Source organism: Aquitalea palustris, assembly GCF_003693445.1.
In the GTDB taxonomy this organism is placed as follows: domain Bacteria; phylum Pseudomonadota; class Gammaproteobacteria; order Burkholderiales; family Chromobacteriaceae; genus Aquitalea; species Aquitalea palustris.
On the sequence record NZ_RFAR01000055.1, the window covers coordinates 24,114 to 46,906 of the forward strand.

The 22,793-nt window shown below is 60.0% G+C and carries 28 protein-coding genes; 2 read left to right on the plus strand and 26 right to left on the minus strand.

What is annotated here, in order from left to right; translation table 11 throughout:
• Nucleotides 1-16: 16 nt before the first annotated feature.
• From hypA to EAY64_RS13580, 21 genes are all read right to left on the minus strand, one after another.
• The gene (gene hypA / locus EAY64_RS13485) at nt 17-358 is read right to left on the minus strand and encodes a hydrogenase maturation nickel metallochaperone HypA (protein ID WP_199104850.1); all 342 of its coding nucleotides are present in this window, start codon (nt 356-358) and stop codon (nt 17-19) included.
• Nucleotides 351-1,361, minus strand: a complete 1,011-nt coding sequence (locus EAY64_RS13490; protein ID WP_103525268.1) for a hypothetical protein — start codon at nt 1,359-1,361, stop codon at nt 351-353. Before EAY64_RS13490 ends, hypA begins: the two co-directional genes overlap by 8 nt.
• A complete protein-coding gene (gene hybE, locus EAY64_RS13495) occupies nt 1,358-1,837 on the minus strand; it encodes a [NiFe]-hydrogenase assembly chaperone HybE (protein ID WP_103525269.1) in 480 nt (159 codons plus the stop codon). Before hybE ends, EAY64_RS13490 begins: the two co-directional genes overlap by 4 nt.
• Nucleotides 1,834-2,058, minus strand: coding sequence for a rubredoxin (locus EAY64_RS13500; RefSeq protein WP_103525270.1), 225 nt, complete (start codon nt 2,056-2,058; stop codon nt 1,834-1,836). Before EAY64_RS13500 ends, hybE begins: the two co-directional genes overlap by 4 nt.
• On the minus strand, nt 2,058-2,921 hold the full coding sequence (locus EAY64_RS13505; RefSeq protein ID WP_103525271.1) for a hydrogenase expression/formation protein: 864 nt from the start codon (nt 2,919-2,921) through the stop codon (nt 2,058-2,060). The genes EAY64_RS13500 and EAY64_RS13505 overlap by 1 nt, the downstream gene beginning before the upstream one ends.
• Nucleotides 2,918-3,358, minus strand: a complete 441-nt coding sequence (locus tag EAY64_RS13510; protein WP_103525272.1) for a thioredoxin domain-containing protein — start codon at nt 3,356-3,358, stop codon at nt 2,918-2,920. Before EAY64_RS13510 ends, EAY64_RS13505 begins: the two co-directional genes overlap by 4 nt.
• Nucleotides 3,358-3,684: a HypC/HybG/HupF family hydrogenase formation chaperone gene (locus tag EAY64_RS13515; protein WP_199734448.1), complete on the minus strand. Its 327-nt coding sequence runs from the start codon at nt 3,682-3,684 to the stop codon at nt 3,358-3,360. Before EAY64_RS13515 ends, EAY64_RS13510 begins: the two co-directional genes overlap by 1 nt.
• Entirely contained in the window at nt 3,681-4,286 is a 606-nt protein-coding gene (hybD, locus tag EAY64_RS13520; RefSeq protein ID WP_103525274.1) for a HyaD/HybD family hydrogenase maturation endopeptidase, read from the minus strand. The genes EAY64_RS13515 and hybD overlap by 4 nt, the downstream gene beginning before the upstream one ends.
• Nucleotides 4,287-4,441: 155 nt before the next feature.
• Nucleotides 4,442-4,654, minus strand: coding sequence for a hypothetical protein (locus EAY64_RS13525; RefSeq protein ID WP_103525275.1), 213 nt, complete (start codon nt 4,652-4,654; stop codon nt 4,442-4,444).
• A gap of 278 nt (nt 4,655-4,932) precedes the next feature.
• Nucleotides 4,933-5,232, minus strand: coding sequence for a hypothetical protein (locus tag EAY64_RS13530; protein WP_103525276.1), 300 nt, complete (start codon nt 5,230-5,232; stop codon nt 4,933-4,935).
• Nucleotides 5,233-5,553: 321 nt separating this feature from the next.
• Nucleotides 5,554-6,030 (minus strand): hypothetical protein, encoded by a 477-nt coding sequence (locus EAY64_RS20290; RefSeq protein ID WP_147456226.1) that lies wholly within the window; start codon nt 6,028-6,030, stop codon nt 5,554-5,556.
• A 2-nt stretch (nt 6,031-6,032) separates the two neighbouring features.
• On the minus strand, nt 6,033-6,908 hold the full coding sequence (locus EAY64_RS13535; RefSeq protein WP_147456227.1) for an endonuclease/exonuclease/phosphatase family protein: 876 nt from the start codon (nt 6,906-6,908) through the stop codon (nt 6,033-6,035).
• A gap of 193 nt (nt 6,909-7,101) precedes the next feature.
• Nucleotides 7,102-7,473: a hypothetical protein gene (locus tag EAY64_RS13540; protein ID WP_103525278.1), complete on the minus strand. Its 372-nt coding sequence runs from the start codon at nt 7,471-7,473 to the stop codon at nt 7,102-7,104.
• Entirely contained in the window at nt 7,470-8,102 is a 633-nt protein-coding gene (locus EAY64_RS13545) for a hypothetical protein (RefSeq protein WP_103525279.1), read from the minus strand. The genes EAY64_RS13540 and EAY64_RS13545 overlap by 4 nt, the downstream gene beginning before the upstream one ends.
• 404 nt (nt 8,103-8,506) lie before the next feature.
• Nucleotides 8,507-8,833 (minus strand): hypothetical protein, encoded by a 327-nt coding sequence (locus EAY64_RS13550; RefSeq protein WP_103525280.1) that lies wholly within the window; start codon nt 8,831-8,833, stop codon nt 8,507-8,509.
• A 209-nt stretch (nt 8,834-9,042) separates the two neighbouring features.
• A complete protein-coding gene (locus tag EAY64_RS13555) occupies nt 9,043-9,279 on the minus strand; it encodes a hypothetical protein (protein ID WP_103525281.1) in 237 nt (78 codons plus the stop codon).
• A gap of 90 nt (nt 9,280-9,369) precedes the next feature.
• Nucleotides 9,370-9,648 carry a hypothetical protein gene (locus EAY64_RS13560; protein ID WP_147456228.1) on the minus strand — a complete coding sequence of 93 codons (279 nt, stop codon included), beginning with the start codon at nt 9,646-9,648 and terminating at the stop codon, nt 9,370-9,372.
• A gap of 427 nt (nt 9,649-10,075) precedes the next feature.
• A complete protein-coding gene (locus EAY64_RS13565) occupies nt 10,076-10,363 on the minus strand; it encodes a HigA family addiction module antitoxin (RefSeq protein WP_103525283.1) in 288 nt (95 codons plus the stop codon).
• 182 nt (nt 10,364-10,545) lie between these two features.
• Nucleotides 10,546-11,253: a Ni/Fe-hydrogenase, b-type cytochrome subunit gene (gene cybH / locus EAY64_RS13570; protein ID WP_103525284.1), complete on the minus strand. Its 708-nt coding sequence runs from the start codon at nt 11,251-11,253 to the stop codon at nt 10,546-10,548.
• Nucleotides 11,254-11,447: 194 nt separating this feature from the next.
• Nucleotides 11,448-13,238, minus strand: coding sequence for a nickel-dependent hydrogenase large subunit (locus EAY64_RS13575; RefSeq protein WP_103525285.1), 1,791 nt, complete (start codon nt 13,236-13,238; stop codon nt 11,448-11,450).
• Complete coding sequence (locus EAY64_RS13580; RefSeq protein WP_103525286.1) at nt 13,238-14,362, minus strand: hydrogenase small subunit; 1,125 nt, start codon at nt 14,360-14,362, stop codon at nt 13,238-13,240. Before EAY64_RS13580 ends, EAY64_RS13575 begins: the two co-directional genes overlap by 1 nt.
• A gap of 343 nt (nt 14,363-14,705) precedes the next feature.
• Here EAY64_RS13580 and EAY64_RS13585 point away from each other — a divergent pair, with 343 nt between their 5' ends.
• Both EAY64_RS13585 and EAY64_RS13590 read left to right on the plus strand, forming a co-directional pair.
• On the plus strand, nt 14,706-17,207 hold the full coding sequence (locus EAY64_RS13585; RefSeq protein ID WP_233178882.1) for an EAL domain-containing protein: 2,502 nt from the start codon (nt 14,706-14,708) through the stop codon (nt 17,205-17,207).
• A gap of 56 nt (nt 17,208-17,263) precedes the next feature.
• Nucleotides 17,264-18,112, plus strand: a complete 849-nt coding sequence (locus tag EAY64_RS13590) for an AraC family transcriptional regulator (protein ID WP_103525301.1) — start codon at nt 17,264-17,266, stop codon at nt 18,110-18,112.
• A 1-nt stretch (nt 18,113) separates the two neighbouring features.
• On the opposite strand, the gene EAY64_RS13595 is transcribed toward EAY64_RS13590, so the two are convergent.
• The 5 genes from EAY64_RS13595 to serS all read right to left on the minus strand — a co-directional run bounded on the left by EAY64_RS13595 (nt 18,114) and on the right by serS (nt 22,734).
• A complete protein-coding gene (locus tag EAY64_RS13595) occupies nt 18,114-18,695 on the minus strand; it encodes a LysE family translocator (RefSeq protein ID WP_103525287.1) in 582 nt (193 codons plus the stop codon).
• A gap of 194 nt (nt 18,696-18,889) precedes the next feature.
• Complete coding sequence (locus EAY64_RS13600) at nt 18,890-19,531, minus strand: lysophospholipid acyltransferase family protein (protein ID WP_103525288.1); 642 nt, start codon at nt 19,529-19,531, stop codon at nt 18,890-18,892.
• 7 nt (nt 19,532-19,538) lie between these two features.
• Nucleotides 19,539-20,486, minus strand: coding sequence for a phosphatidate cytidylyltransferase (locus EAY64_RS13605; protein WP_103525289.1), 948 nt, complete (start codon nt 20,484-20,486; stop codon nt 19,539-19,541).
• Nucleotides 20,479-21,087: a CDP-alcohol phosphatidyltransferase family protein gene (locus tag EAY64_RS13610; RefSeq protein ID WP_103525290.1), complete on the minus strand. Its 609-nt coding sequence runs from the start codon at nt 21,085-21,087 to the stop codon at nt 20,479-20,481. Before EAY64_RS13610 ends, EAY64_RS13605 begins: the two co-directional genes overlap by 8 nt.
• A 360-nt stretch (nt 21,088-21,447) precedes the next feature.
• Nucleotides 21,448-22,734: a serine--tRNA ligase gene (gene serS, locus EAY64_RS13615; protein WP_103525291.1), complete on the minus strand. Its 1,287-nt coding sequence runs from the start codon at nt 22,732-22,734 to the stop codon at nt 21,448-21,450.
• Nucleotides 22,735-22,793 lie beyond the last annotated feature (59 nt).

Here is a 22,793-nt window from a genome sequence, read left to right on the forward strand (position 1 = left end):
ATTCATGGTGCGGGGCTTATTCCACTTCCAGTTCGCTGACGCGCATCTCGTCGCCGCCAGTCACTTGTACTTGATGCTTGCCACACAGCGGGCAGGCATCAAAGCGGGCGTGAATCGCCACGCTCTGGCTGCAGGCCAGACACCAGCCCGTGCCGGGCTGGCGCACAAAGTGAAAGCGCGCGCCGTCGGCCAGGGTGTCGCGGCTGACCACGTCCAGGCAGAACTCCAGCGCCTCGGCTTCCACCCCGGCCAGCTCGCCTATGCTCAGCCACACTTGCTTGACCCGCTGGAAGTCCTGCGTCTTGGCCTGGTCTTCCAGTAACTGGACGATGCCTTCGGCCAGTGACATTTCATGCATATTCCACATCCTTGCTAACGCTGTACGGCACACAGGGGTCGATCAGGCTGATCTGTCGCTGCCATTCTGCGGCAGTCGCGTCAGCCAGAAAACCCAGACTTACCCTGAGCACCCCTTCCGGGTGGGCGTGCCACAAGGTGGGTGGCACCACCCGGTAACGGCTGATGCGGCCGCTGGCATCCAGTGCCGCCAGATGCAGCAGCGGGCCGCGCGCGGTTTCCACCAGCGCCAGCGCACCATCGGCCAGGCTGGCAACGCTGCTGTGCAATAGCGCGCCATCCAGCCAGCGCGCCAGTTGCAGCAGCCGCGCCAGCAGCCGTGCCCGGGGTAGCTGCCCGGCAGCCAGCAGGCCGGCCAGCTGCGGTGCTTCGCGTGCCAGCGCTCCTACTTCCTGCGGCTGACCCTGCCATACCGGCCCGCCAGGGCGCAGCCAGTCGGCCAGCTGGCTGGCCAGGGTGGCGGCATCCAGGGCTGGCAGCAGCGCACAGCCCGGCAGCGGCTGATCCAGCATGCCCAGCCAGCGTGCCGGTGCCGTGGCACCCCGTTCCAGCCATGCCAGCCAGCCAGCCTCGCCGCCTTGCAGCCACTGGCCGCAGTCTTCGCCGTAAACAAAGTCTTCGGCCAGTGCGCGCAGGCTGGGCAGATCGCGGGCGGCGCGCCAGCGGGCCATCCAGGTGCTGGCTGCCGGGCTGCCATCAAAGCATTGCGACCAGTCCAGCAGCAGCTTGCGCAGCGTTTCGCGTACCGCTTCCAGCGTGATGCTGCGGTGCTGCTCCGGGCTGGCACTGACCGGCAAGCCGGCGGCCTGCTGCAGCACCAGTTGGGCGGCCAGGGTCTGGGCGCGGGCGCACAGGGCAAACAGCATGGGCGTGGTGTGCACCGCCTGTGCTGCGCTCTGGCCGATGAATACCCGCTCAGCCTCCAGCCGTGGCCAGCTTAGCGATACCGCCTGGCCCTTGTCCTTGTTCTGGCTCAGGACAATGTGAATCTGGTCGGCTTTCATCGGCCCAATCCAAACAGCCGCCGCCGCGACAGATCCGGCGCGGCGGCTTGCGGGGCGGGGAATAGCAGCCTCAGCACTTCCAGCGCGGTGGCGCGGGCGCTGTCCTGGTCGGCAAACTGCATCACCGGCGAAAACAGCGAGCACAGCCGGTAATCACCCAGCGCAGCTTCGTGGCCGGCCATGAAGGGCAGGGCATCGCCGGGCAGGGCGATCACGGTTTCGCCGGTCGGCGGCACGGCGGGCAGGCTGTCGGCCTCTGCCGGCAGCAGCAGCAGGTTCATGAACCAGGGCGTCAGCAGCACGCCGGCCCACAGCCGGCCTTGCGGGCCATCCCATTGCTGGAAGCCGATGGCCTCCACCTGCAGTGCCGGGTTGAGGATGGGAATGCCCTGCATGCGGGTGGCGGCGATGTCACGGAACAGCGCTTCCAGCTGCGCAGCCGGCGTTGCGGCAAAGGGCTGCGGGGACTGGCTCATGTCGGTTCGGCCAGTACCATGAACTGATCGCGGGCGCCGTCGCACTCCGGGCAGCGCCAGTGTTCCGGCAGGGCGGAGAACGGCGTACCGGGTGGAATCTGCCACACATCGTCGCCCAGAGCCGGGTCGTATACCCACCAGCAGATCTTGCATTCCATGCGCGCCGTGTCGCTCAGGCTGGCATCACGGCCCAGATAGGAGCCTTCAAAGCGGCCGTCCATCAGTATTCTCCCTGCAGCCACTGCCAGGCTTCCTGCAGGCGGTCCAGCGAGTCGGCCAGATCGTCGGTGGAGGCCAGCGCCACTTCCGGAATACGGGTGATTTCCAGGGTATCCAGCAAGATGGCGTTCATGCCGTTGAAGTACTGCACGCGCCAGACATTACGCAGCGAGGTGGCCATGACGCGGCATTTGCCGTAGCCACGCGAGAACACGCCGCTATTGCCCGGCCCCAGAATGGCATCCAGGCAGTCCATGTCCTGCGGGCTCATCGGCAGCAAGGAAAAGTTGATGATGTGGGCCTCGTCGCCGGGGTGTTGCATGGCGGCAGCGATCTCCGTCAGCACCGGCCCGGCATTCATCAATTGCGCGGGCAGGGTGGGGATGTCCAGCTGTGGCCGGCCAAAGGCTTGTGCCGCCTGCCATACGGCAGACGGAATCGGGCAGGCTTCGATGCGGTCGGCCAGCAGCTGGCCATCAGCGCTGCTTTCCAGTACACGCCAGACCCCGGCGAATACCGATTCCTGCATGTCCAGCTCGCGCCCATCCAGCAGCTTCACCCGACAGGACACCTCGCCTTCGCCCAGCAGCTGGTTGATCAACTGGCGGTTGGCGGTGTCAAGCTGGCTGATGTCCTGCACCGGGTAAGACTCGGCATCGCCCTGGTAACCTTGCAACTGGGTAATCAGCTCGGCAATCACCTGTTTGGCGGCATGCAGGTGTTCCACTTCTTCCGAGGTGGGCAGGGTGGGCTGGTCGAAGCTGTCGATCTCACGCGGTAACGGCATATAGGCCAGATCCGGGTCTTCCGGTTGCGAACCGGGGCCCAGGCCGACCACGGCGACGGGGAAGGGTTTGATGTTCATGCGCAACCTTTCTCGTTACTGGCACTGGTGACCGGAATGCCGACCGAAGGCGGGCGGCGGGTGGGGGCGGTCAGCTTGTCGGCAAAGGCATGCACGATGTCCGGCCAGTCTTGCAGGCCGGCGATGATGCCCACGTACTCGCCCTGGCGTAAAAACAGCAGGGCGGGGAATTTCAGGATGCCGTAGCGTTTGGCGATGGCCTGGCTGGCCGGCAGGTCGGCATAGGCCACACGGAAGGTGTCGGCGGGAAATTCGCGCAGCACTTCCGGCACGATCACCACATTGTCCAGTACCTCGGGATATTTCACCGGGTCGGCATTCAGCATCACGATCAGCTGGGGCGTGCTAGCGGCCAGGCTGTCCAGACCTGCGGCGTCGGTTTGCGTATAACCGGTGGCGGCCAGCCGCGCTAGCAGATTGTCTTGCGGGGTGGACATCAGAAAGTCTTCCTTTGTGCGTCGAATTGCGCTTGCAGATGCGGTGGCAGTTGCGGTTCGCGCTGATTGAGGTCGGCCAGGTGGATGTTCGGGTCGAATTGCCCGTTCATGGCGGCATCCAGCGCTGCCAGTGCGTCCAGAATGTCGGCCGCCTGTTGCGGGCTGAGCACTTCGCGTGCGGCGCCGGTAAATACCAGCAGCCAGTCGCCAGGCTGCACCTCGCCTACCAGCGACAGATCGACGCTTTGCCAGCGCTCGCCTTGGCGACAGTCAGCCACCAGTCCGTGGCAGCGCTCTACCTGCATGGGAAGGCCCAGGCACATCATTGTTCTCCCAGCACACGGCCATCGCCGATGCGACAGGCAGTGGCGGCGGATGGTCGTTCGTCTTCATAGCGCTGCATGTCGAGGCTGGCATGGTTCAGCCGCTCGCCATCCAGCCGTGGCGCCAGCGGCACGCCCCATTCCTGCAATTGCGCCACCGCCAGGCTGAGGGCCGGCTCTAGCCGGGCGCGTACCGGCTCGGTCAGGCTGCCGCCATAGTCTTCCAGCTGCACCGGCTGCACGCCGATCAGCACGATGCTGGCCGGCAGATTGCCCTTGAGGTCGGCCAGCGCCAGCACCTCGGAGAAGCCGGTCTGGTGCAGGCTCATTTTCTTGGCGGTGAGGTAGGCCGGCACTGCGTCGTCGCGGTACACCTTGAGCGTGCCCGGTTCCAGCCCGAAATCGATGGCATCGAACAGGATCAGCCGGTCGGCGGCTTCAACATAGGGCAAGAGCAGCAGCCCCTGGGTGCCGCCATCGACGACCTCGACATTGCCCGGCAGTTGATAGCGGGCATACAGCTGCTCGGCGGCACGGACGCCAAAGCCTTCGTCGGCCCAGAGCAGATTGCCCAGCCCCATGATGATGATGTTGTCGGTATGCATGCTGTGATGGCCCTGTAACGGAGTGGGTTACAGAACAAGATTCATGCCAGTGCTGGACTTGCCGGGAATATGTGTCGGATCAGGGGTTTGCCGCTTATTCCATACGCAATGCAAGGACATTTTCCTGGCAAATGGAAAGTAAAAGTGCAAACCATCTAACCGGTTGTGGTCAGGCAGGTGTGATGGATGGGTGTATTCCCGGAAATGGGCAAGGCCGATGCGGGAATGGCGGTCGGCTGGCGGCGAAAACCGCGTTGGGCATGCCACTGGTCAATGAAGGCTGCGGCAGTCCTGAACGCAGAGACAAGCACCTTGCCATTGGGGCTGGCGGCGCAGTAGATGACGATCAGATTGATGGTGCGGGACACGATATTTCCTCATGCAGGACATGAGGCAAATCGTAGGGAAAGTCAGGGTGTGGGCAGATTGGGAAGGGGTTCGGTACAGCTAGGTGGCGATGAGTGATATCTGAGATTGGTAGCCCGCTAAGCCATTGCATTTCCATGCAATATGGGTATTGCCATGGCAAGGCATGTAATCGGAAAGAGTCAGCTTTCGACCAGAAGCGGCCATTGCCTTGATACGAAGCCAAGGTCTCAAATTCGGCCTTAGCGGCCAGTCAGCGACACAACCAGTAACGACTGATTTACACAGAAATTCGGACAGGCCCATTCCTGAGCCTCATGAATTTGAGGCCGTGCTGAATATCGGACATGGCGATCATGCGCACCGCTTTGAGGTGACTTTCAGCGAAGATGAGCATGACCATGGGGCGCATACCCACCACGCCCTGCTCGAAGTTGGCCACCATGGCCAGCAGCATGTCGCGGCTGATCTCGAAGCGGCCCCAGCGCGGGTCAGTAAACGAACCCTCACGGGTTACCGTCACCCAGCTGCGCGGCTTGTCCGCCGGCGGGTCTGCCATGCCGGACAACAGCCGCACCACACGGCCAGGCTGCTGGGAAAGAAGAAAGTGTCGGGGTGTCTGCATTGCCTGCCTGCCACTAGCGCGCAGGAATCGCGCACGATGGCAGGCAGCTTAGGCGGGGGTGAAGCGTAGGATAAGGGGGGGGGACGAAGGGTTTGGCAGAGCCTACTTTTTGATGACGTGCTTTACGTCATCCAGTGCAGCACACTGCACAGTAGTACGCATTGATCATATACGCGTCCACTCTCCTCGTATCAACAGAGGAGCAAAAACTCATTCAAATTAAATAGCGCAAAATAAATAATCGAACCGAAAATTCCAGCACCTAGGCTTAGAATTCTACATTGACAATGAATTACCATCTGGATTTACCTCAGACACAGGAAGTAAATTGGCAAGCTTCTTTCCGACAGAAGGATGGCTAAGCATAGCCTGAATACCAACAATCAATGAATCTTTGTCATCACACCAAGTCTTGGCATCTGCGTATTTCAAACAAATCGGGTAGACCGTCGAAGGTTGCTCCCAATTAGCCAATAGGACTTCACCAAGAGACTTCCCATCACGATCAGCAGATGCATACAAGCCCAATTCCGAGTCTTCTACTGCAGTTGGCTGGCTTGTCATAGCAGACATGCTAGTCAACAGCCAGTGCCTCAAAGGGTGTGGCCTAACGGTGAACTTGACATGCACACCAAACGAATCAGAAAAATCTTGGCTCAAATCATCAATGACTGCCCTAATTTCTGATTTCAATTTTGAAACAACAAGTGCCTGTCCCATACCCTTCTTAGCGAATTCAGAAAATCGTGCCATTTTCACTTACCTTTTATTACAGCAAGGACTGGATAGTGATCAAATAATTTCCCACCATGCCGATCATATGCCGCATCTATCAACGCGTGATTAAAAATACAAACCGAATCATCATCGACTACCAATCCAGAACTACCAGAAACAAAAGCCGAAGAAAATATTATTTGATCATACATCATCCACCTTGCACCCCAGCCATTCTTATAAAAATAGCTACCATTCACGCCACCGCTTTTATTATAGCTGAAGTATCGCCAGAATGGATTATAGAATAATTTTGAGTTTCCCTCAACCAAAGAAAAATCTCTACTAGCACTAAGCGAACCCTGAATGCAACGCTCAAATGGCTCTGCATTATAATCACCCATCAGAATAACCAAAGATGCATCACCCTTGATGTCACGATCAATTGTATTAGCAATGGTCTCAGCGATTCTCTCTCTTGCACCATCATCCGGCTTTGCATAAATTCGACTTGGCCAATGAGACACAAAAAAATGCACAAGCAGATCATTTAAAATAAAATTTAATTGCTGCGCAGATTTATAAGTTCTACCTTCATAAATTTTAGTAAGATCAAACTTATCCACAAAATCAAACACACCATCCCTATAGACAAAAACCATGTCAAAATATAAATTTACACCCGCAGAATTGGACGCATCAATAATATTGAAACCCACGCCCAATTTTTTACGCAATACGTCATAATCTGCAACCGACACTTCAAGCAATGCAAGGAAGTCAAGTTCACAATCATTTAACAGAAAATCAACAATATTACAAAAATCATCCATGACTTTCTTTGCATGCTGTTTCTTTTTTCCTGGTGGATTCAAACCAGTATTCCACAACCCAATCTTCACATGCGAAGCCACAATAAATATCCGCCCCAGATTGACATTCAAAAGAACAAAATAGATCGCAAAAAATTAACTGAAAATCATAAAATTCATACAATATCATACCGTATGAATCATGCAATGTAGTGAGGAAGCAGTATTCAACAGAAATTTCCCAACACAGAACGCTGTCCCCGCCAACAACAAAGCCCGCTTGCGCGGGCTTTGTTTATTTGCTCTTGCCGAAGGTGGCGCGGCGTCGATATGCCGCCTGCTGCCGGGCATCGGATGCCATCTTGCCGGTCTTGCCACTGGGCTGGCTGCTGACATGGGTCTTGCCATGTACAGCGGTTTTCTTGCGGATGTTGAGCGACACCAGCTGGCGCAGTTCGTCCACCAGTCCCACTTCGGCAAAGCTCAGCTCGGCCTGTGGCTTTGTCGCCTGGTGGCGCTTGGCCAGTGCAGCGCGGATTTGCGCCGGGGACGATTTGGGCATGGAGGCCAGATCCACCACCTTGCCGCCTTGCGGATGCTGGGCCGGGGGTACGGCAGGCGTAGACGCAGCAGAACGGGCCGGCCGCTCCAGTACTTGTCTTGTCATACCACAATCCCCTTTTCTTCCAGATACTTAGTAAATATTCTGTCCGACCTGCTGCCGGGCGTCAAATCAAACTCCATATCGCCACCAAACCCCTCATGCAGCCACCAGGTCCGGCCCTCCTGCGTCTCCATCAAGTCCAGCACGTCCTGACAATGCTGCAATGTGCCAGGCAAACGCTGGAGCAGGCTGGCAGGGATGGCCATGTTGAAGCCCAATCTGGCCCAAGTATAGTAACCATTCAGCTTGCCACTGAAAGATCCATCGGCATACAGCGAGATGGCAGCAAAACCCAGTGCCTGCGCATGTTTTACCTGTAAGGCCAGGCTGGTGCTGGCAATCCCCTGCCGGTAGTTTTCCGGCTTGAGGACAAACATGTCCTTGTACAGGTAAAGCACCGCGTCACCCGTATCTGACTGGAAGATGACGGACACGGCCGGGGTTTCAAACAAGGGGTTCGCCACGGCGATTTCAACACCAATGTCACCAGCAGTCACCTCGACCTGGCTGCCATCCGGTGCGCCACCCAGGCGGATGTAGTCGGTGTCGGTAAAGGTCCGGCCATTAAACGCATAGTCTTGATCCGTGTGGACCTGCGCCTGCCCCGTAAATTGCGTTGCCATCTTTGCCATCGGCTATGTGATGACAAGATGATAAGGCAGCACGCTGCTGCTGGGCAGTGGCCGGTGGTATTCCCTCGGCCAAATCAGAAAAATCATGTGCTGCCGGTTTAGCAGATGTAGCGGGCAGCTCCCGCATTGGCATTGCCGTCATGCGGTTTGCCCTAGGGCGGGATAATCTGCGCCCACTCCCCATCCAACTGACAGAACTGGCTGAGCACCAGTGCCATGTCGGCAGGCCGGTGCAAGGGGCCGCGCACCGGGTAGCGTGTGGGCCAGGGGGGCTGCTGATGCTGCCTTCTGCCGCTGCGTGGGAGACGGCCAGCTGCATGAAAACGGCGTCGCGGCCGCTGAGCGTGCCGGTGTCCGGGTCCCAGTCAAACTGCAGTCCGGGGCCTGCGCCCAGTGCGGGCAGGTCAATGCAGGTCATAGTAGTAGAGCAGTCCCATTACCAGATCAAACATTTCTCTATCAGCTTGCACCATACGCTGCAAACGGGCCGGATTGCGACCCAGCACATCTTCCAGTGCTATGGTCATCACCTCCAGTGCGCCGTGGCGGCCACGGTAGGACAGGCCGTCACCCGCATATTCGCGGCCCTGGTAGGGATTGGTGTAGTGGTCTTCACAGGTGACTTCGTCACTGGCGTAGTTCAGCCCGGTCAGGTCTTTCAGACGGCGCAGCGGCTCGCCGGCAGTGCGTCGCTGCTGCAGCTGCTGGAAGTAGTCATCCAGCTGCGGCATTCTACCGGACAGGCGCAAGCCCTGATTTGTGCAATAAAGCCCCTATGGAGAGGTCTGCTTTGGGTCGTAAGCAGTCGAAATGGGGTAGAACTCCGACAGTCCGGTTTGGCCGATATGGGGGCTATGGGCCGATATGCTCTGGATTTCCGTTTTGTGTGGTTCGCCGATGTAGTAGAAGTAAAAATGACCGTTCGGGGCCATTCTTGCATTCAGAACAACGATACTTGCCCGGTATCTCTCAGCGGGACAAGGTCATCCTCCTTATCCAGAATCTCCTCAATCCTGCAATCACACAGTCGGTATTTGAGCACCAGCACCTTGTTGATGGTGGAGTTATGGCCCAGTTCCAGGCAATTGCTGTCGCCGTAGGCTTTTACCAGCTTGATGGTGGCACTCCGGCTGATCAGGTCGATGATGGTGCGGACGTTTTCTGGGACCAGGTGCAAGGCACGCCGCTATTGAATAAAAAGCCTTAAGCCAACAGCCCGCCTATCCATTAAATAGCCGGGCTGTTTTGCACGGGTGACTACGCGGGTTTAAGCCAGCAATTGCTGTTGTTGCTGCTGCAAACCCAGCAAGCCCTGCATCAAGTGCCTGCGGGAGGCATCAGACGGATGCAGGGCCAGCAAGGCCAATACGGCCTCCAGCGTCTGGGCCTGTTCCCGTAATGCCGATTCCAACTGGGCAAAGCTGCGTGCCAATTCCTGCACCGGGCTGCGCAGCGCGGCAAAGCTGTCCTGCTGAAGCATGGCTTGCAGCAGCACGATGTGTTGGCGCATCAAGGGCAAGACGGGTAGGGATGTTTGGTGTGTCATGCGCTGCGCCCTCCCGTTGGTTGGCATAGGGCAGAGGCGGCAAGCAAGTAAACAGGGAAAATCATGAATGGTCTCCTGGAATGTTTACCTGCCGCCCGACGCCAATCGGGGGTGGCAGGCACATGGCAGGATTGGCGTTACCGTTCCAGGAGCGGTGCCTCGTGAGAGGGTCCCACCATGGCCCGCCATAGAAGACGTGCAATGGTTACGGACGCGACAAAGCTTGGCCTTGTGCAAAGTCCGTCTGGAACGGGACGCCAATCCCGGTGCCGCTATTGAACAGCACGGAAGGGATTATCTAGTGCAGCGCCAGGGAAGGCAAGAAACATGGGGGTAAGGCGGGCGGTGGCAAGGCGGGTCATGGTGTACGGAGCGCGGGTCGTTGATGGCAACGCAGTGCAAGCTTGCGTCTGCTGTGACGCAAGGCTTAAACGCGACGTGCTTGCCTTAGCTGGCGGCGGGCCTGGGCCAGATCCCAGGCGCTTTGCAGTGCCATCCAGAACTGCGCATCCTGCCCGAACAAGCAGGCCAGCCGGATGGCGGTGTCCGGGCTGATACCACGCTTGCCAGCGATCAGCTCGTTCAGCCGCCGCCGCGAAATGCCCAGCCGGCGTGCGGCTTCGGTCTGGCTCAGTCCGGCCGGGGCCAGAAAGCGGCTATCCAGAAAGCGGCCGGGATGCAGCGGCGTGCGGGCACTGACGAGCGGGATGGTCATGGTGGCGGGCTGGGATGGTGTGTTGGGCTGAGCTGGTTTGCCGCCAGCGTGTGCTGGCGGCAGTTCGACAAATTCCACGGTTTGGTCAGGAAAATGAAAACGTCAGGGACAAGGCGCGCCGACGCAGACAGTACACTGAGTACGACAAGGAGGCGCAACGCAGTAGCTGACGTTTTCCTGGTCTAGTCCTTGAACATGCGGAAACCGCTGATCATGGTCGACACCATACTCTGCTTGGACATGATGTCCTCGCGGATCGCCGCATACACATGAATCATCACGAACAGGATGATGGACCACATGCCCAGCCGGTGCCAGTTGTGCACGGTGAGGCTATTGCCGCCAAAAGCGGAAATCACCCAGCCAAAAGCCTGATACGCCCAGCTCTTGGTGCCCAGGCCTTCGCCGTACAGGGCAAAACCGGAGAAGCACATGAATACCGCCACCCACAGGAAGGTGGCCATGGCGATCTGACCTACCGGGTTGTGGCCGATGTATTTCTTCGGGTAGCGCTCGATAAACAGATACCAGCGCACTTCAAAGAAAAATTCCTTCCACCAGCCCTTGTCCCACACTGGCACCAGAATGATCTCGCGCGCATGGTGATTGCCCACCAGCGCCCAGTACAGCCGGCCGATCAGGCCGATGGCCAGAATATAGCCAGCGGTGAAATGGGCAAAACGGATATAGCCCATGACGAAGTTGAAGGTCGCCTCACCCGGTACTGAAGGTAAGGGTTTGCCGATCAGATAGCCGGTGATCGACAGGGTGATGATGCACAGCACCGTCACCCAGTGCCACAGGCGCACCGGCGCCTCATACACATAGACGGATGTGACCTTGCGGCCCAGGCCCTGCGGGGCGTTGCCGTCGAAGCCGTAGCTTTTCATGCCGAATCTCCTGTTTTCCCGCCGAACCACCACGCTGCCGGACATCCCGGGAGTGATGCGCACCCCGGCCCGCGTGGTGGTCGATCAGGAAGTTCGCCCGTATGGCCTGCGGGGGGAGCGAGGCCATGCGGACTGGTCAATCGTCGCCTTGCCAGCCGTTCCGGGGGAATGGGCGGGCTGGTGTGGCGACGAACTCAACGTACTTTCACGCTTACCAGCTCGCCGCCGTCTTCGCCAATCACATGGGTGGAGCAGGCCAGGCAAGGGTCGAAGCTGTGCAGGGTGCGCAGGATTTCCAGCGGCTGATCCGGCACCGCCATCTTGGTGCCCATCAGCGAGGCCTCGTAAGCGCCGATCTGGCCCTTGGCGTCACGCGGGCCGGCGTTCCAGGTGGTAGGCACCACGCACTGGTAGCTGTCGATGCGGGTGTCGGCAATCTTCAGCCAGTGCCCCAGCGCACCACGCGGTGCTTCGGTAAAGCCCACGCCCTTGGCCGCTGCCGGCCAGCTGGCCGGGTCCCACTTCTCCACATTGGCGGTGGCGGTGTCGCCGTTCTTGATATTGCTGATGAGGCGGTCGAAGAAGTAGCGCATCTTGTTGGCGGCCCAGGACGACTCCAGCGCGCGCGCGGCGGTGCGGCCCAGGGTGGAGAACAGCGCTTCCTTGGGCGCGCCCAGCGTGTGCAGCAGCTTGTCGATCGGTTCCTTGAACTCCGGCTTGTTCTGGTGGTAGCCAATCAGGTAGCGCGCCAGCGGGCCTACTTCCATGGCGTGGCCCTTCCAGCGTGGCGACTTGATCCACGAGTACTTGGCCGATTCGTCCAGCTGCTCGATGCGGGTCTTGGTCCCTTTGTGATTGGCACCCAGCTCGAATTTGGGCGCGGTAATGCCATCGAAGGGGTGCAGGCCCTTGCTGTCGTCGCCATAGCTGTACCAGCTGTGGGTGACGAATTCCTGGATTTCATCCGGGGCGTACAGGTCGATCGGGTGGATTTCGTTGAACTTGCCATTGATGATGGCGCCACGCGGCAGCAGCAGGCTGCTTTCGCTGTAGTCGTTGGCATGGTCGGGGAAGTCACCGTAGGACATCACGCTCTGGCTGGAGAGACCGCCGCCGATGGCTGCCCAGTCCTTGTAGAAGCCGGCAATGGCGATCACGTCCGGGATATACACCTGCTCGCAGAAGGTGATGGTGCGGTCGATGATCTGCGATACCAGGTTCAGCCGCTCCATATTGATGGCACCGACTGCACCCACGTCATCGATATTGATGGCGCAGGGCATGCCGCCCACCAGCCAGTTGGGGTGGGGGTTCTTGCCGCCAAAAATGGTGTGGATCTTGACGATTTCCTTCTGGAAATCCAGCGCTTCCAGATAGTGGGCCACCGCCATCAGGTTGGCTTCCGGCGGCAGCTTCATCGCCGGGTGACCCCAGTAGCCATTGCGGAAGGGGCCGAGTTGGCCGGATTCGACAAAGCGCTTCAGCCGCGATTGCAGGTCACGGAAATAACCGGGGCTGGACATGGGCCAGTCGGAAATGCTCTGGGCCAGTTCGCTGGTTTTTTTCGGGTCGGCCTTCAGTGCCGATACCACGTCTACCCAGTCCAGCGCGTGCAGGTGGTAGAAGTGCACCAGGTGATCGTGCACATACAGCGCCGCCTGCATCAGGTTGCGGATCAGGTTGGCGTTTTCGGGAATCTTGATCTTGAGCGCGTCTTCCACAGCACGCACCGAGGTCAGTGCGTGGGTGCCGGTGCACACACCGCAGATGCGCTCGACAAAGGCCCAGGCATCGCGCGGGTCGCGGCCCTTGAGGATGACTTCCAGGCCACGCCACATGGTGCCGGTGGACACGGCATTGGTGATGATGTTGTTGCTGTCGATGTTCACTTCACAGCGCAGGTGGCCTTCGATCCGGGTGACCGGGTCCACCACCACGCGGCGGCCGCTATTGTCCAGGGTAAAACCTTGGGTCTGGTAGGACATCAGACGTTCTCCTCGTTCTTGTCTTTATTCTGCGCGGGGGCGGCGGCGTCCAGCGGTTGCAGGTCCTGCTTCTTCAGCATGGTGCTCTTGATGGCGCTGACCGCAGCATGGGCGGCAATGGCTGCGCCGGCGGTGCCGGCCACGGTAAAGCCGATCTTGTCGGCATTGGCTTCCACGCCGAATTGCGGAATGGAGGTGACGCGGTCGTAGAAGGAGCCCTTGTCCCAGAAGCCTTCTTCCGAACAGCCGATACAGCCATGGCCGGACTGGATGGGGAAGGACACGCCGTCGTTCCAGCGCACGGTGGAGCAGGCGTTATAGGTGGTGGGGCCTTTGCAGCCCATCTTGTACAGGCAGTAGCCCTTGCGCGCGCCATCGTCGTCCCAGCTCTCGACAAACTGACCAGCGTCAAAGTGTGGGCGGCGATAGCATTTATCATGTATGCGCTGGCCGTAGAACATCTTGGGCCGGCCCTGGCGGTCCAGCTCGGGAATCTTGTCGAAGGTCACCATATAGGTGATGACGGCAGCCATGACTTCCGGAATCGGCGGGCAGCCCGGTACCTTGATCACCGGCTTGTCCAGAATCACCTGGTGTACCGGCGTGGCGCGGGTGGGGTTGGGTTTGGCAGCCTGCACGCAGCCCCAGCTGGCACAGGAGCCCCAGGCGATCAGCGCCTTGGCGTCGGCGGAGACGCGCTTGAGTTTTTCCACGAAGGGTTCGCCACCGGGGAAGCAGAACATGCCATCTTCATTGAGCGGCGGGTTGCCTTCCACGGCGACAATGTAATTGCCTTTGTGGTTCTTGATCAGGTCGTCCAGGATGGCTTCGGCCTGATGCCCGGCGGCAGCCATGATGGTGTCGTCGTAATCCAGCGAGATCAGCGACAGGATGGCGTCCTTGGCCAGCGGGTGGGCCGAGCGGATGAAAGACTCGGTACAGCAGGTGCACTCCAGACCATGCAGCCAGATGACCGGCACGCGCGGCTTAGTTTCCAGTGCGTAGGCAATGCGGGGGACAAAGGCTGAGCCCAGGCCCAGCGAGGTGGCGGTCAGGCTGCAGAACTTAAGAAAGCTGCGCCGAGTCACGCCCTGGCGACGCATGGCTTGATAGAAAGTCTCCATGTGTTTACGCTCCTCCCTGCCATGCATATGGCATTCGATGTGTTTTCTTGTTGTGCCGGATCTGCGTTGTTAGTGGTCTGTCCGGACAGGCTGGCGGTGTTGCAACCTGACCAACGCTTTCAATATCCGTGCCAGCACGGCGGCATGAAAAAATGTCGACAAAACAGCGGTTTGGCAGGAGGGTGTTGCTGGGGAGGTGCAAACTTGCTTTGCAGTTTGCCGGCAAAGTGGAAAAATGGCGCAGTACGCAAAATGCATTAAATGCTGCGGGTTGCCCTTTAGATGTTAAGTAATAAATGTATAATGCCGTGGTTGTGAATGCTAAATTGCTTACAGGTGTCCGATGATGTCCCCGCTGATGCAGCCCATAGAGCAGATTGCCTCGACTGATATCCTCAGTTGCACACCGGAGACGCTGATCCACGAGGCGGCCAGCCTGATGGTGCAGTCCGGTTGCGGCTCCATCGTGGTGTTTGCTGCACCAGGTCAGGCCGTGGGCATCTGGACAGAAACCGATGCGCTGGCGGTGGATCTGGAAGACGCGGCGGCACGCTGCCGCCCCATCAGCCAGGTGATGAGCCAGCCGGTGGTGACGCTGGCGCACCATCTGAGCGTGCACGATGTGCTGGGACAATTCCGCAGCAAGGGTATCCGCCATGCGCTGGTGGAGAAGGAAGGGGCGATTGTCGGCCTGGTGTCGCTGTCGGACGTGGTGCTGTGCCAGGGTACCGAAGCCTTTCTCGGGCTGAAGCGGCTGGATGGCATACTGGCGCCGCCGGCGGTCATCTTGCAGGCCGACGACAATCTTTCTGCCGCGCTCTCCAGCATGCGCGAACAGCAGCTGACGGCAGTGGGGGTACAGTTTGCCGATGGCAGTTACGGCATTCTCACCCAGCGCGATGTTGTCGGCATGGTGGCTGCCGGGCAGGGTGATGTGGAGCTGGGCAGCATCTGTACCCGGCCGGTCATCGGCGTGGCCAGCAGCAGCAGCCTGCTTCAGGCGCGACGGGTGATCCTGCAGCACCAGATCCGCCATCTGGCGGTCTTCGATGCCGAGCACAAGCTGGTGCATATCATCGGTTTTCGCGAAATCATCCAGAGCATAGAACACGAATTCCTGCTGGAACTGCATGGCGCGCTGCGCGAACGTGACGAGGCCTTGTTGCAGTCACGCCAGAGCCTGCTGCTGGCGGACAAGGTGTTCGAAGCCACCATGGAAGGCATTGTCATCACCGATGGCAATGGCTTCATCCAGTCGGTCAATCCGGCGTTCAGCCGCATCACCGGCTACGCGCGCGAGGAAGCCATCGGCAAGACGCCGGCCTTGCTCAAGTCCGGCAAGCAGTCCCCCGAATTCTACGAATACCTGTGGCGCTGCCTGCGCCACGACGGTTTCTGGCAGGGCGAGGTGGTGAACCGGCGCAAGAACGGCCTGCTGTACACCGAACACCTGAGCATTACCGCCATCCGCGACGAACTCGGCGAGTGCCTGCATTATGTGGCGGTGTTTTCCGACATCACCCAGCGCAAGCAGGCCGAGGAACGGCTGCATTTCCTGGCCAACCACGATGCGCTGACCGGCCTGCCCAACCGCACGCTGTTCATCGAAAAGCTGCAGTCCGCAGTGGAGCAGGCGCGGCAGTTTGATCGCCGTTTTGCCTTGCTGTTCATCGATCTGGACCGTTTCAAGATGGTGAACGACACCCTGGGCCACCATGCCGGTGACGAGCTGCTGATGCGTATAGCCAGCGAGTTGCAGCGCATCGTGCCCAATCTGTCCACCGTGTCCCGCCTGTCGGGCGACGAATTCACCGTGCTGCTGGAAAACGTGGTGACGGTGCAGCAAGTGGCCAGCCGGGCGCAGAGCATCCTGGATGCCATTTCGGCCGAGTCCACCGTGGCCGGGCAGGGCGTGTTCATTTCCGCCAGCATCGGCATCAGCATGTTCCCGGAAGACGGCGCCATGGCCGATGCCCTGCTGGTGAATGCCGACACCGCCATGTACCGGGCCAAGGAACGCGGCAAGAACAATTTCCAGTTCTACACCGCCGACATGAATGCCCGCGCCATCGAGCGCCTGAAAATGGAATACAGCCTGCACCGCGCACTGGCGCAGGACGAGCTGGACGTGTGGTATCAGCCCAAGGTGGAGCTGGCTTCCGGCCGCATCATCGGTGCCGAAGCGCTGCTGCGCTGGCACCATCCCGACATGGGGCTGATTTCGCCAGGCCAGTTCATTCCGATAGCCGAGGAAAGCTCGCTGATCACCAGCATGGGCGACTGGGTGCTGGATACCACCTGCGCCGCCATCCGCCGCTGGCGCGATGCCGGCCTGCTGCAAGGGCGCATTGCGGTCAATGTATCCGGCCGCCAGCTGAAGTATTCCAGCATCGTCGATAGCGTGGCGCAGGCGCTGGAACGCCATGGCCTGCCCAGCAGTGCGCTGGAGCTGGAAATCACCGAAAGCGTGGCGATGGATGAAGACAGCGGCATGGTCGAGGTGCTGCATCGCCTGCAGGCGCTGGGCATTTATCTGTCCATCGACGATTTCGGCACCGGCTATTCCAGCCTGTCCTATCTCAAGCGGCTGCCGGTGCGCGGCCTGAAAATCGATCAGAGCTTCATCATGGACCTGCACCAGGACCGCGACGATGCCGCCATTACCCAGGCCATCATCTCGATTGCCCGCAGCCTGGGGCTGGAACTGGTAGCCGAAGGGGTGGAGCTGGAAGAACAGCGCCGCTTCCTGCTGGAGCAGGGCTGTGACTGCGGTCAGGGCTATCTGTTCAGCCGACCGGTGCCGGCCGCCGAGTTCGAGGCTTTGCTGCGGCAGCAGCCGCGCTGAACGCCGGGTGGCAGCGCGGCTTGTCGCTGCTGCCTGCACTGCATTATGCTGGGCAGATGCCCAGAACCCGCTCCCCCAGTCCGGAAGTCACGCCCGCCACGCCACTGTTCTGGCGCGACCCACAACTGCCTTTTCTGGAGGTCCGCAGCGTGCCGGATGGCCGGCAGGTGTGCTATGCCCGCCATTCGCACGAGCATTTTTCCATCGGTGCCATTACCAGCGGCAGCAGCACTTACCTGAGCCTGCAAGACCGCTACCGCGTGGGCCGTGGCAGCGTGGTGCTGATGAATCCGGGTGATGTCCACGCCTGCAATCCCATTGCCGATCAGCCCTGGTCGTATCACATGCTGTATGTCGACACGCCCTGGCTGGCCGGGCTGCAAGCCGAGCTGGGGCTAAGTGCCAATCAGGATTTTCATTACTTTGGGCTCAGGCTGAGCGAGGATGCCCAGCTGTATCATGGCCTGCTGCAACTGGTGGCCACCTGCCATTCTGCTGCCGGCGGCCAGTTGGGCCGGCAGCAAATGGCCACCGCCTTTTTCACCGCCCTGCAGCAGCCACGGCCAGCAGAGCGCCGCACGGAAGTAACACATCCGCGCCTGCAACTGGCGGCCGACTATATCAACGACCATTACGCCGACGACATCAGCCTGCAGGCGATCTGCAGCGCCTCCGCCTTGTCCTCGTCCTACCTGATCCGTGCTTTCCGCCAGCGCTATCACATGACGCCGCACGAATACCTGCTCAACCGGCGTATCCAGCGTGGCAAAAGCCTGTTGCGCAGCGGCCAGCCCATTGCCCAAGTGGCGCAGGCGCTGGGCTTTGCCGACCAGGCACATTTCCAGCGCACCTTCAAGCGGCTGGTGGCGGCCACGCCCGGTCAGTACTGCCGCAGCGTGGGCTGAATCATTCCAGCAGCAGATAGAGCGCGCTGCCCGCCAGCAGCAGCGCCAGCAAGCGGTTGAACAGCCGCATGCGTGGCGGATGGCGCAGCAGCCCTTGCAAGCGCGCCCCGGCCCAGGCCCAGCAGGCAATCGACAGGTAGCAGACGACAAAATAGATGGCGGCAAACTGCCATACCAACAGCGCTTCGCCATGGCTGACAAAGGCCCCCATGCCGGCCAGCGAAGCCAGCCAGGCCTTGGGGTTCAGCCATTGCATCAGTGCGCCGTAGAGAAACGACGGCTGCCGCTGCTGCACACCCAGTTCGCCACTGGCGCGGGCGAGTTGCCAGGCGAGGTAAAGCAGAAAGCCCACCCCGGCATACTGGATAAAGCGGCTGGCCTGTGGCGCACCCGCCAGTAGCCCGGCCAGCCCCAGGCCGGTGAGCAGGAATAACAAGGTAAAGCCGATGGTGGCACCACTGACATGGCGCAGGCTGGGCCAAAAGCCGTGGCTGACTCCGCAGCCGAAAGCCACGATATTGACCGGGCCGGGCGAAATGGAAGCCGCCAGCGCAAAAGCGGCCATGGACAGGAAAAGCTGCATGGGAATCCTCAGAAAGTGGGCAGGACCCTGAAGATAAAGTCGCAGCAGAAACGGGTATTGAACAAAATGACCCTGTCAGTCCGGTGACCGGCACAAAAAAACAGCAGGCAGCAGGCTAGGACGGATCGCTGGATTGCCTGCTGGCTGAGCCGGCCACTACGCAAGTACTGGCAGTGCTGCAGGTGGCCGGTGCTTCAGTCTTGCGGCGGCGCGGCCGGCAGGGTTTTCTGCTTCAGTTGCAGCAGGGTATCGCGTATCAGTGCGCAAAAGGCTTCCTTGCTGTCCAGATGCTGCAGGCTGCGGCCGATGGCGATATCGACAAAAAACGGCACCGGCAACCATTGGCCGCGTCCCATGGCCCGGCCCAGACCATGCAGGTAGACCGGCACCACCGGGATGTCGGGGAAGTCGCGCAGCAGATACCAGATGCCGGATTTGATGTCAGACAAGGCCTCCGGCTCTCCACGGGTGCCTTCCGGAAACAGCACCAGGATGTCGCCGTTGTGCAGGGCTTCCCGGCAGTCGGCCAGCGGGTCGCGGCGCATGCCGCCACGCACCACCGGGATGATGCCCACCACATTGGTGGCGAACCAGGCCATCCAGCGGTTTTTCAGGAAGTAATCAGCCGCAGCGGCAGGGCGCACGCGCGGAATCAGCCCCAGGGGAAACAGGCTGTATAGCGCCAGGATGTCCAGATGGCTGTTGTGGTTGGCAATGACAATGGCTGGCCCGCTGTCAGGCAGCCGCTCCTGATGGCGCACCGTTACCCCCAGCCACAGCCGTACCACCGGCCGTGCCAACAGCATGACAAAAAGTATGCGCAGCAGATTTTTCATGGCCAGCCTAGAAATACAGGTAATGCACGTAGTGGAAGAACAGCGGCGCGGTATAGGTGAGCGAATCCAGCCGGTCCAGAATGCCGCCGTGGCCTGGCAGCAGCCGGCCTGAGTCTTTCACGCCGATGTCGCGTTTCACCGCCGAGATGACAATGTCGCCGATGAAGCCCATGGTGCCAATCAGCAAGCCTGCCAGGGTGGCATGCAGCGGGCTGAACGGTGTCAGCAAGGGGCCGAGCAGCCAGCCGAGGAAGCCGGTGGTGAGTACGCCGCCGACAAAGCCCTCCAGTGTTTTGTTGGGCGATACCTTGGGGGCAATCTTGCGTTTGCCGAAGGACTTGCCCCACAGGTATTGCGCCACATCGTTCAGCTGGGTGAGGGTCACCAGATAGAACAACATCATCGCCCCCTGTTCCGGTACGCCGATGCCGGTGAGTTGCGGCAGGGTGAGCACGGCTGCCATGTGGCTGAGGCAGAACACGCTGATCATCAGGCCCCATTGCAGCGAAGCTGCCGCCTTGAGAAAGCCCTGAGTCTCACCGATCAGCACCATGCGCATGGGCAGGAACAGGAAGATGTAGACCGGGATGAAAATGATGAACATGCCGTACCAGTGGATGCCCAGCCAGTAGTACTGCAGGGGAATGCTCAGATAGGCCCAGAACAGCACCACATGGTCGGCAGTACGCGTGGCGCACAGCGTGAGGTATTCCTTGAGCGCCAGAAAGCTGATCAGGGCAAACACCACCAGTGCGATGGGAATATTGCCCAGGATGGTGAGCGAGAAACAGCCCACAATCCACCACCAGGTCTTGATGCGCAGCTTCAGCTCCAGCCAGTTTTTTTCAGGTTTGCGCGTTTCCAGCAGGCGGATGGTGATGCTGGCCAGCACCAGCAGGAGGAACACGCCGCCCAGTGCCCAGAGCAGGGGGGGCGGCAATAGCAGCTTAAACATGGTGGCTTTCTTTCAGTATGGCGCGGGCGCGATTGAACACGGTCAGCAGCATCAGCAGCGCGCTGCCGCCGAACAGCCAGTCGGCATAGCCGGCGCTGGCCGGTGCGATGACCAGCAACAAAGCAAAGCCACCGTACCAGAAGGCGCGGTCGCTCTTGCCCATGGGCCCGTCGTAACGCCGTGCGCTGCCCAGGCTGGGCCCCAGTACGCCGACAAACTCGGTCAGCACTGCCAGCAGGACCGCCAGTACCACCAGTGCCGGGTGGCTGGTCAGGGTGCAGAAGGGCAGGTACAGCGCGGCATCGGATACTACATCGCCCACTTCATTCAGGATGCCGCCCAGGCGTGATTGCTGGCCGAACTCGCGGGCCAGCATGCCATCGATGGCATTCAGGGCCATGCGTAGCAACAGAAACAGCGGTAGCAGCAGCCAGGGCAGGATGTGGCTTGCTGCCAGCCACAGCCAGGTGCCATAGGCCAGTGAGGCCAGCATGGCGGCGAGGGTGACCTGGTTGGCGGTAATGCCGGCACCAGCCAGTGAACGCAGCAGGGGGCGGAGCAGATTCTGAAAGCGGGATTTTAGGTCGTAGATGCTTGGCATGGTGGTGAGGCCGCGCCAGTGGCTGGCGCAGCTTGCTTGACGATGGAATATTAATTGAGATGGCATTCTGCCTAGCGCAGTGGCGATGAGCAAATGATCGCGGCTGATTGTGGTTATTACTTAAGTAAAAATATCTAAATAGTAGCGGCTTGCACAAGCGGCGGTGTCGTGCGCTGGTTTGAACCTTCTGTGCATGTCAGCTGAATTGGCGCGATGGCCTGGGGGAGGAACTGGCGCTGAGGTGATGCGGGAGGCGGATTGCGGCCGGGTGGCAGAATTGAAAATGCCGTTCACTGCAACAGTGAACGGCATTGGGTGTCCGGTGGGACTTGCACCGGGCAGGCCCGGCGAGGAAGCGGCTTAGCCGCCGATCTTGTCCTTGCCGCCAAAATAGGGGCGCAGGGCGGTGGGGATGGTCACGCTGCCATCGGCGTTCTGGTAGTTTTCCAGTACCGCCACCAGGGTGCGACCCACGGCCAGGCCGGAACCATTCAGCGTGTGCACCAGCTGGTTCTTGCCGTTTTCGTCCTTGAAACGGGCCAGCATGCGCCGCGACTGGAAGGCTTCGCAATTGGAGCAGCTGGAGATTTCGCGGTAGGTGTTCTGCGCCGGCAGCCATACCTCGATATCGTAGGTTTTGGCGGCGCCAAAGCCCATGTCGCCGGTACACAGGGTAATCACGCGATAGGGCAGTTCCAGCGCCTTGAGGATGTTCTCGGCGTGGCCGACCATTTCTTCCAGTGCCGCATAGGAGTGGTCCGGGTGCTCGATACGCACCATTTCCACCTTGTCGAACTGATGCTGGCGGATCATGCCACGGGTGTCACGGCCATAGCTGCCGGCTTCGGAGCGGAAGCAGGGCGAGTGAGCGGTAAGCTTGAGCGGCAGCTCTTCCATTTTCAGGATGCTGTTGCTCACGGTATTGGTCAGGGTGATTTCCGAAGTGGAGATCAGGTACTGGTCTACCGTGCCTTCTTCGCCGCCCTTGGTCACCTTGAACATGTCTTCGGCAAACTTCGGCAGCTGGCCGGTGCCCAGCAAGGCGCTGTCGTTGACGATGTAGGGGGTGTAGTGCTCGGTATAACCGTGCTCGCCGGTGTGGGTATTGAGCATGAACTGCGCCAGCGCGCGGTGCAGGCGGGCGATATCACCCTTCAGCACGGTGAAGCGGGCGCCGGACAGCTTGGCACCGGTGTCGAAATCCAGGCCCAGCGGGGTGCCGATGTCGACGTGGTCTTTCACTTCGAAGTCGAACTGGCGCGGCACGCCGACGCGGCGCACTTCCACATTGTCATTCTCGTCCTTGCCCACCGGAACGGATTCGTGCGGCAGGTTGGGAATGCTCATCAGCAGGGCATCCATCTTGGCCTGTACCGCTTCGAAGGCGGCTTCGGCGGCTTTCAGTTCATCGCCCAGGTTGGCTACTTCGGCCATGATGGCGGACACATCCTCGCCCTTGCGCTTGGCTTCGCCAATTTGCTTGGAGGTGGCATTGCGGCGCGATTGCAGTTCCTGCATGCGGGTTTGCAGCGCCTTGCGGTCGGCTTCCATATTGGCGAAAGCGGCGGTGTCCAGAGTGTAGCCACGGCTGGCCAGGCGGGCAGCGACGGCGTCCAGGTCGTTACGGAGCGATTGAATGTCTAGCATGGAAAATCCTGATGGTATTTAAATGTCTTGCTGGTAGCGGGCTGTTTTAACAGCATCAG

Coding starts and splice junctions, on each gene's coding strand:
- EAY64_RS20290 (WP_147456226.1), bottom strand. CDS start 6,030: ATGGCACGATTTTCTGAATTCGCTAAGAAGGGTATGGGACAGGCACTT.
- EAY64_RS13610 (WP_103525290.1), bottom strand. CDS start 21,087: ATGCCAAGCATCTACGACCTAAAATCCCGCTTTCAGAATCTGCTCCGC.
- EAY64_RS13600 (WP_103525288.1), bottom strand. CDS start 19,531: ATGAAAAATCTGCTGCGCATACTTTTTGTCATGCTGTTGGCACGGCCG.
- EAY64_RS13505 (WP_103525271.1), bottom strand. CDS start 2,921: ATGAACATCAAACCCTTCCCCGTCGCCGTGGTCGGCCTGGGCCCCGGT.
- EAY64_RS13550 (WP_103525280.1), bottom strand. CDS start 8,833: ATGCCGCAGCTGGATGACTACTTCCAGCAGCTGCAGCAGCGACGCACT.
- EAY64_RS13515 (WP_199734448.1), bottom strand. CDS start 3,684: ATGATGTGCCTGGGCCTTCCCATGCAGGTAGAGCGCTGCCACGGACTG.
- EAY64_RS13580 (WP_103525286.1), bottom strand. CDS start 14,362: ATGGAGACTTTCTATCAAGCCATGCGTCGCCAGGGCGTGACTCGGCGC.
- hybD (WP_103525274.1), bottom strand. CDS start 4,286: ATGCATACCGACAACATCATCATCATGGGGCTGGGCAATCTGCTCTGG.
- EAY64_RS13595 (WP_103525287.1), bottom strand. CDS start 18,695: ATGCAGCTTTTCCTGTCCATGGCCGCTTTTGCGCTGGCGGCTTCCATT.
- EAY64_RS13560 (WP_147456228.1), bottom strand. CDS start 9,648: ATGACACACCAAACATCCCTACCCGTCTTGCCCTTGATGCGCCAACAC.
- EAY64_RS13540 (WP_103525278.1), bottom strand. CDS start 7,473: ATGACAAGACAAGTACTGGAGCGGCCGGCCCGTTCTGCTGCGTCTACG.
- EAY64_RS13605 (WP_103525289.1), bottom strand. CDS start 20,486: ATGTTTAAGCTGCTATTGCCGCCCCCCCTGCTCTGGGCACTGGGCGGC.
- EAY64_RS13545 (WP_103525279.1), bottom strand. CDS start 8,102: ATGGCAAAGATGGCAACGCAATTTACGGGGCAGGCGCAGGTCCACACG.
- serS (WP_103525291.1), bottom strand. CDS start 22,734: ATGCTAGACATTCAATCGCTCCGTAACGACCTGGACGCCGTCGCTGCC.
- EAY64_RS13510 (WP_103525272.1), bottom strand. CDS start 3,358: ATGTCCACCCCGCAAGACAATCTGCTAGCGCGGCTGGCCGCCACCGGT.
- hypA (WP_199104850.1), bottom strand. CDS start 358: ATGCATGAAATGTCACTGGCCGAAGGCATCGTCCAGTTACTGGAAGAC.
- hybE (WP_103525269.1), bottom strand. CDS start 1,837: ATGAGCCAGTCCCCGCAGCCCTTTGCCGCAACGCCGGCTGCGCAGCTG.
- EAY64_RS13565 (WP_103525283.1), bottom strand. CDS start 10,363: ATGACCATCCCGCTCGTCAGTGCCCGCACGCCGCTGCATCCCGGCCGC.
- EAY64_RS13490 (WP_103525268.1), bottom strand. CDS start 1,361: ATGAAAGCCGACCAGATTCACATTGTCCTGAGCCAGAACAAGGACAAG.
- EAY64_RS13585 (WP_233178882.1), top strand. CDS start 14,706: ATGATGTCCCCGCTGATGCAGCCCATAGAGCAGATTGCCTCGACTGAT.
- EAY64_RS13500 (WP_103525270.1), bottom strand. CDS start 2,058: ATGGACGGCCGCTTTGAAGGCTCCTATCTGGGCCGTGATGCCAGCCTG.
- EAY64_RS13590 (WP_103525301.1), top strand. CDS start 17,264: ATGCCCAGAACCCGCTCCCCCAGTCCGGAAGTCACGCCCGCCACGCCA.
- EAY64_RS13575 (WP_103525285.1), bottom strand. CDS start 13,238: ATGTCCTACCAGACCCAAGGTTTTACCCTGGACAATAGCGGCCGCCGC.
- cybH (WP_103525284.1), bottom strand. CDS start 11,253: ATGAAAAGCTACGGCTTCGACGGCAACGCCCCGCAGGGCCTGGGCCGC.